The sequence below is a fragment of the Thermanaerothrix sp. genome, assembly GCA_026417795.1.
Classification (GTDB): domain Bacteria; phylum Synergistota; class Synergistia; order Synergistales; family Synergistaceae; genus Thermanaerovibrio.
This window is the reverse complement of sequence record JAOACP010000024.1, coordinates 25,820-32,773: the sequence shown is the minus strand read 5'-3', so window position 1 is coordinate 32,773 and position 6,954 is coordinate 25,820. Positions and strand designations below refer to the sequence as shown.

6 protein-coding genes are annotated in these 6,954 nt (G+C 62.2%); all 6 read right to left on the bottom strand.

The features are described from left to right. Nucleotides 1-220 precede the first annotated feature (220 nt). The 6 genes from N2315_06355 to N2315_06330 all read right to left on the bottom strand — a co-directional run bounded on the left by N2315_06355 (nt 221) and on the right by N2315_06330 (nt 6,897). The gene (locus N2315_06355) at nt 221-2,005 is read right to left on the bottom strand and encodes a hypothetical protein (protein ID MCX7828814.1); all 1,785 of its coding nucleotides are present in this window, start codon (nt 2,003-2,005) and stop codon (nt 221-223) included. Further along, nucleotides 2,006-2,554 carry a hypothetical protein gene (locus N2315_06350; protein MCX7828813.1) on the bottom strand — a complete coding sequence of 183 codons (549 nt, stop codon included), beginning with the start codon at nt 2,552-2,554 and terminating at the stop codon, nt 2,006-2,008. Next, nucleotides 2,541-3,746 carry a hypothetical protein gene (locus N2315_06345; GenBank protein ID MCX7828812.1) on the bottom strand — a complete coding sequence of 402 codons (1,206 nt, stop codon included), beginning with the start codon at nt 3,744-3,746 and terminating at the stop codon, nt 2,541-2,543. Before N2315_06345 ends, N2315_06350 begins: the two co-directional genes overlap by 14 nt. A gap of 29 nt (nt 3,747-3,775) precedes the next feature. After that, the gene (locus N2315_06340; GenBank protein MCX7828811.1) at nt 3,776-4,222 is read right to left on the bottom strand and encodes a hypothetical protein; all 447 of its coding nucleotides are present in this window, start codon (nt 4,220-4,222) and stop codon (nt 3,776-3,778) included. Next, a complete protein-coding gene (locus N2315_06335; protein MCX7828810.1) occupies nt 4,219-5,220 on the bottom strand; it encodes a hypothetical protein in 1,002 nt (333 codons plus the stop codon). Before N2315_06335 ends, N2315_06340 begins: the two co-directional genes overlap by 4 nt. Nucleotides 5,221-5,295: 75 nt before the next feature. After that, nucleotides 5,296-6,897 (bottom strand): CTP synthase, encoded by a 1,602-nt coding sequence (locus tag N2315_06330; protein ID MCX7828809.1) that lies wholly within the window; start codon nt 6,895-6,897, stop codon nt 5,296-5,298. Nucleotides 6,898-6,954: the final 57 nt, after the last annotated feature.

Genomic DNA, 6,954 nt, shown 5'->3' with positions numbered 1-6,954 from the left:
TCCTTCGCCTGGCGGACCACCTCGAGGGGAGACCTGGCGTCAAGATCCTCCACCGACCAGCCAAGACGCCTAAGGGCCGACGCCACCGCCTCTCCGGACCGCAGGGATACCTCCCTTTCGGGGCTGTTTCCCCCGTAAGCCACTAAAACCTTCACCCTAAGACCACTGTCCTTTCAAACTCTCAAACTCTGAATCTCTCCAAGGCCCCCCGCCTTAAGCCTCACCGGTCAACGCCGCCCTCTGGGGCCTCATCCTCCTTGAGATCCGAGGACGCCGGGGAAGAAGCGTTGTAGATCTCGTCGAACCGCTGCACCATGGGCTCATAGTAGCCGCTGTCCTCAAAGGTCCTCGGGGGAGCGTCCTTGAGCCTCAGGTTGAACCCGAACCACCTGTCCCCGTCGGAACGGTTGTCCCTCATCACCAGGTCCCATATGAGGCAGTGGTGCTTATAGGACACCGTGTACACCATCCTGGCCAGCGACGAGGCCTTCAGGTCGTAGCCCGCCTGCACGGAGATCCGCCAGTTGTAGTCCCCCTTGGGATCCCCAAGGTAGAAAGAAGTGGTTTGATAGAGGTTCTCCGCCTCGGAGTACCGGTCCCACTCCATGGGGGAGGATCCGGACACCCAGCGCCTGGCGTAGACCGTGGACATGTCAAACTCGCCGAGCCGCCAATCCACCCCCACCTCCCCATAGGTGGTACCCTGGTGATCACCGCCGCCGTAGGAGTGATACAGGTGGGAAAGGTAGAACCTTGGCCTTAGGGAGCCCAAAAGGCCGGACCACGCCAGCTCTCCGGAAATGGACTTCCTCTCGAAGTCCTTGCGGCTCTCCTCGTATCGGCCGTACAGGACCCCAAGCCGCCACGTGAGGCCGCCCTCACCCGCTTTGGCCCAGGGGCCGTACAGGGAGATCTCGGGCTCCCGATAGAGGAAGTAGCTCTCGCTGCGCCCCAGGGTCTTCTCCACCTTCAGGAGCTCCCGCTGGGACCAGAGGGCCGAACCCGAGACATCTCCCATGGTCCACCTAGCTCCCCACTTGGGACGCCAAAGCATCTCCTCCATGGTGGTGTCGTACACCCGGTCCACCCGGCCGAAGACCGACGCCCAATCCGAAAGCCGGTAATTGGCCTCCACCCAGCCCTCGGGGTCAACCTTGGTCCAACCGATAAGCCCCATGGATACGTCCAACCCCTCCTCCTCCAGGGGCCCGGATATGCCCACCCCCACCCCCTTGGAGGAATCGTACTTGACGAAGGGGACGAAGGAGTCCTGCTGCTCCTTTTTGTCCTTTTTGTCTTTCACCACGTAATCGAAGGGGTAGTTGAAAAGGAGCCGCCCCCCCAAATACACCTGGGGCTTCCTTATCACCGTGGACCTTCCGGGGGCCACCACCACCTGCTTGGACTTTAGCAGGTAGTGGGGGCTTGGAAGCTCGCAGGTGGTGGCGGAGACGTCCCTCCACACCGCCGCGTCTTTGGCGTTGTTTGTTTTCTTGCCCTTGACCTCAAGGGCCGCCTTTCTGGAGACAAGCCCCCTGGATATCGCCTCCTCAAGGGGCATGAATTCCAGGTCGCTGCCCCTTATGAAGACCCCTTGGTCCTCCCCGTGGGCGGAGGAGAGGACTCCGGACCGGTCATCCAAACTGTAGACCAGGCGAAGGCCGTTCAACCGCCGGCCTTTGGAGAGCACCGTCACCTCTCCCCCCGGGGACCAAGCCTCCACCCGGTTGGCCTGGGTGTCGTATACGATGTTCTCCGCGAAGAGCCTTAGATCCCCGTGGACCAGCCTGGCCCTTCCGAAGGCGGAGGCCACCCCGGTGTCCTCCTCATAGACCACCTGGTCCGCCGTGAGCCTGGCCTCCTGAACTTCCTTAAGATCCTGAGAAGCCCCAAGGGAGGAGCTCGCCCCAAAGATCGAAGCCAACAGGAACAGGACGCATCCCAAGAGGAGCGGGCCCTTAAACACTTTACGCCCCTTAAGGGGATTTGAAAGCCGGTGGAACAACTACCTCACCTCCATGAGAACCTCTACGTTCCCCTCAAGGAGCACCTTACGGCCGCCCTCCACTTTGCCGCTGTCTGACCTGGCGGACATGCGGTCTTGACGTATCTCAACGCCTCCGCTGAAACTCCAAATATCCTTTTGGAAGCTGTAGATCCCCCGGTCCCCGGAGAACTGATAGGGCCGCCCCCCAACGGTCCAAAGCCCCCTGAAACTCTTAAGCTCCATGGAACTTAGATCCTCGTCGTAAAAACCCTCCGCCGCTTGAAGCTTCCCCGTAGGAGCCCCCTCGGGGCCCTTCTGGACCCACAACCCCCGGGCCTTGACGGTGCTACAGGCCTTGGCCGCCCCCTTTGCGGTTATCCTCCACTCCTCGCCGTTGACGGTCCGCACCAGCGACAGGTCCTCCGCCTCCACGTCCGGAAGGGCCTTAAGGCCCTTAGGGGGTTCCTGCCTTTGGAGGTTAAGATCCCTTGCCATGTAGAATAGAAAGGTCAAAAGCCCCGCCAGGCCCACGCCCCACAACGCAAGCCTCCTCTTATTGCCAGTCAACCCTGTAGCGCCCCCCTTCCTCCACCAAGCGGAAGGTCTCGGTCTTCATCATCTTCACCATGAGGAACCTCTGGGTGGCGGAAACCCTTGCGGCGTCACCCTCCAGGGAAACCTTGTACCCCTCCTTCAGGGCCCACCGGAAGGAATGGGAGCCAAGACGGGAGATCAGCTGTTCCTTGCCCTGGGAACGGCTTCTTGAGGACATCATCCCCCAGGCCGCCTCCAGGTCATCCCGCCGCCAGGCGTCAAGGAAGGCCCTTATGGCCTCCTCCCGGGCCCTTCGGTCATCCTTCTGTGTCTCCTCCTTCTTAGGGGCCTGAACCTTCGGCTGCTCCGGCACGTCCTGGGATACATTGGGTTGCTCCGCCGCCTTGACAGCCTTGGGCGGCTCCGGTTCCGTACCAGGGGCTCTCGGGATCTTCGGCTCCGGGGTAGGCTTAACCTCGCCCTTCTTGGGCTTTGGCGGGACCGACGGGGTCTCAGCCTTGGGCCTTTCGGCCAGTTGAGCCCCTTGGGCCTTAACCTCAGCCTTTCCCACCTCATCCTTTTGGCGTCCCTTAGGGGGCCCAGCGGATCTACTGGACGGCTCCAAGGGCTTAGGCGAAGGAGCCGCGACGTCCACCGCCCCGGGGGCCGCGGGAAGGTCCACGGTGACCGTCGAAGGCAGGAGCCCCTTCAACTGGATCCTGTAAGGGGGGGTAGCCTCCTTGGGAAAGAACACCAGCCCCTGCACGAGGCCCGAGATGGGTTGGTCCAGCCGGCGGTCGTAAGCGGAGGGCTTGAAAACCCGCCCATTGGCCCTCATGGACAGGTTCTCCTTGATGGGCCCAAGCTTAAGGGGGCTGCCGAAGACCTGAACGGTCAAAAGGAAGGGCCTTGACGTAGCCATGCGGAGCTGTTCCCGAAAGGACTTCTCGTAGGCTGAGGCATCCTTCGGCGAAAACCTCCTGCGCTTGGATTCCAGCTTAACCCAGGCGGGGACCATCTCCTCCGGGTAGTGGACCAGCCACACCACGCAGTCGCTTCCCCACCTTATGGCGCTCCAGCGGTCAAGATGCCGGGCCACCGCCTCCTCCGGCGAGGCGGCGCAAGAAGCCCCTTCAGAAAAGGCCAATGCCGCCAGAACGGACAGGGCCGCTCCGGCAGCCCTCAAAAATTCAAGGGCCCGCCGGAGCGATTTACTCACCGCCAAGACGTCACGCCTCCGCTTCCCGGCAAACCTTAAAGCCTCAGGTCGATGACGGCGGACACACCTACCCCTTGGACTCGGCGGAACTGCTGAAGGGGGTTCTCCGAGTCTATGGGTATCAGCACCTTCACCCTAAGCTTGTCCTGGAAGCTGGTCTCAAGCTGGGCCACCGCCTTGGTCCTGTTTACCGCCCCGGTGGGGCCCGACACCTGAGCGGCCCCTATCCTGGTGCCGTCTCCTATGGAGACTATGGGGACCACCTTGGTGGAGGACTGGTTTTCCAATCCCTTATTGAAGGTTATGGTGTTTATGAACTTGTTAAGGGGCTCCGCCACAGCGGATACCAGGAAACCTCCGCCAACCACGCCTATTATGCTGCTTAAGTCTATGGCGAAGGCGGGAATCCCCAAGGCCAGTACCAACCCAACAGAGACCGCCCACTTAGCTAAACTCCTCTTTCCCGCGCTCTTACCCTTCAATTTCCAGCACCTCCAGTTCCTTTTACATTGCCGCCCCCGTTAAGCAACGGAGAAAGCTCCTTTGCTATGGGGTACCCAAACACCTGAGCCTCCCCGGCGGTCTCCAGGTAGAACTGGGTTCCCGCGGGAACGGTCTTGTCGTCGCCCCTCACCAGGAAGCCCCCAGCGAGCCCCAAAGGCCCGAACAGGGCAAGGCCCGCCACGCTGGCCCCCGCGGCGCCCACCAGGCTCTTGTCCAGCTCCGTGGCCTTCCTGGAGGCCTCTCCCATGACCACCGGCACCGCCTCGGACCCCAGGGACTCCAGCTGCTGGAAGGAGAGCTTAACGTTGGAGGGACGTCCAAAGGTCTTAGGCCCCTCCACCTTCTCCACCGAGGCCATCACCCGGCTGCCCTTGGGGGCCACCAGCACCTGGTTCAGCGCAAGATCCTCCACCAGCTCCATCTTAACCCGGTCCCCGGGCTTGGAGTAACGGGCGGACAGGGGCTGCAGGAGGTTGACCTTGAAGACCTGCCCCGCCGGCACGGTCACAAGGGTGGACTGGACTCCGCCGGGCAGCAGCTTGGTGATCATCCGCTCAAGCCGCATGGAGAGGGGCCCCTGTTGGATGGATCCCTCCAGAACCTGCTCCAGGGACTCTATCCTGGAGGCGGCGAAGCGTTCGGGGCTTACCTTCTTGAACAGCGCCCACTCCGCAACCGAGAGCTTGAAGAGAAACCCCGGCTGCCCCTGGGTGCCCCGGTCCAGGAACTGCACCAGGGCGTTCTGCCTCTCCACCAGGCTGCCGGGCAGCTCCCGTCCGAAGAGGTCCTTCTCGGCCCTGGCGAGCCGGTCGAAAAGGCCGCCCGCCTGGGGACCGCCGTAAAGCACTGTCTCCACCTTCTCAAGGCTCTGGGTGAACCCAGTGGGCACCTCTCCGGTACCGTCCGCCAGGGCGGCAACCGGCAGGGCCACAAGGCAAAGGGCCGCCAGCAAAAGGTAAAGGGCCTTGCGGGACAACTTAAATGGGCTTGACAATTTCATCACCTCCACAGGTCTTATCCTGCTGATCCAAGTTTTAGAAGACCTCTTAACTTAAAGCCCCCCCCGCTTTACCGCGGAGGCCACGAACTCCCTGAAGAGGGGATGGGGCCTTACGGGGCGGGACAGGAACTCCGGGTGGAACTGGACGCCCACGAACCAGGGATGGTCCTTGAGCTCTAAGATCTCCACCAGGTCCTTCTCCTCGTAGATGCCCGCCACGGCCATACCGGCGTCGGCGAAGCGCTTTCGGTAATCGTTGTTGAACTCGTAGCGGTGCCGGTGCCTCTCCATGACCAGATCCGCCCCGTAGGCGTCCCTGGCCCTGGTGCCGGGGGAGAGTTTGCAGGGGTAGGCCCCAAGCCTCATGGTGCCCCCCAGGCGGGAGATGTTCCTCTGCTCCTCCATGAGGTGTATGACCGGGTTCGGGGTGCCGGGGTCCATCTCGGAGCTGTGGGCCGCCGCTATGCCCAGCACGTTTCTGGCGAACTCCACAGCCGCCACGTGCATGCCAAGGCACAGCCCAAAGTAGGGTATACCCTGGGTCCTGGCGTAAGAGGCCGCCATGACCTTGCCCTCAAACCCCCTGGAGCCGAAGCCGCCGGGCACCAGGATGCCGCTGACCCCCGCCAGCACCGTCTCGGCGCCGTGCTGCTCCACGTCCTCCGCCTCCACGGAGCGCACCTTGACCTTCACGCCGTTGGCGGTGCCCCCATGGGAAAGGGCCTCCACAACGCTTAGGTAGGCATCCTTAAGGCCCGTGTACTTGCCCACCATGGCTATCTCCACCTCCCGCTGGAGGTCCTTGGAGGCCTTGAGGAACTCAACCCAGTCGGTGAGGTCCACGTCGGCGAAGCCCGAGAGGCCCAGTTTGCGGAGCACCAGCTGGTCGAAGTTCTGCCGCAGAAGCTCCATGGGCACCTGGTAGATGCTCTCCGCGTCTAAAGCCTCCACCACCGAGTCCTTGGGGACGTTGCAGAAAAGGGCTATCTTGTCCCTTATGTCCCGGTCCAAGGGATACTGGCTTCGGCACACGATGACGTCCGGCTGGATCCCTATGCGGCGCAGCTCGTTGACGCTGTGCTGGGTCGGTTTGGTCTTGAGCTCCCCGGCGGCGCCTATGTAGGGCACCAAGGTCACGTGGCAGTAGAGCACGTTCTCCCTGCCCACCCTTCCGGAGAACTGGCGAATGGACTCCAGAAACGGCAGGCCCTCTATGTCGCCCACGGTGCCGCCTATCTCGGCTATGACCACGTCCCGGCCCTCCGCCACCTTGAGGACCCGCTCCTGGATCTCGTTGGTTATGTGGGGTATCACCTGCACGGTGGCCCCAAGGTAAAGCCCCTCCCGCTCCTTCTTTATCACTGATGAGTAGATCTTCCCGGTGGTGACGTTGTTGGCCCCCGAGAGGGACTCATCGATGAAACGCTCGTAGTGCCCCAGGTCTAGATCGGTTTCCGCCCCATCGTCGGTGACGAAGACCTCCCCGTGCTGGAACGGGTTCATGGTGCCCGCGTCCACGTTGATGTAGGGGTCCAGCTTTATTATGGACACCTTAAGGCCCCTGCGCTTAAGCAGCGCCCCCAGGGAGGCGGCGGTTATGCCCTTGCCAAGGGAGGAAACCACGCCTCCGGTTACGAAAACGAACTTAGCCATCTTTATACACGCTCCCCGTCCTGTCTTTTGCGTCTTTCAAAAGATGCCCGGCAATCC

Bases quoted from the DNA above. Each gene is read 5' to 3' on its own strand.
- N2315_06330 (MCX7828809.1), bottom strand. From the start codon at position 6,897: ATGGCTAAGTTCGTTTTCGTAACCGGAGGCGTGGTTTCCTCCCTTGGC.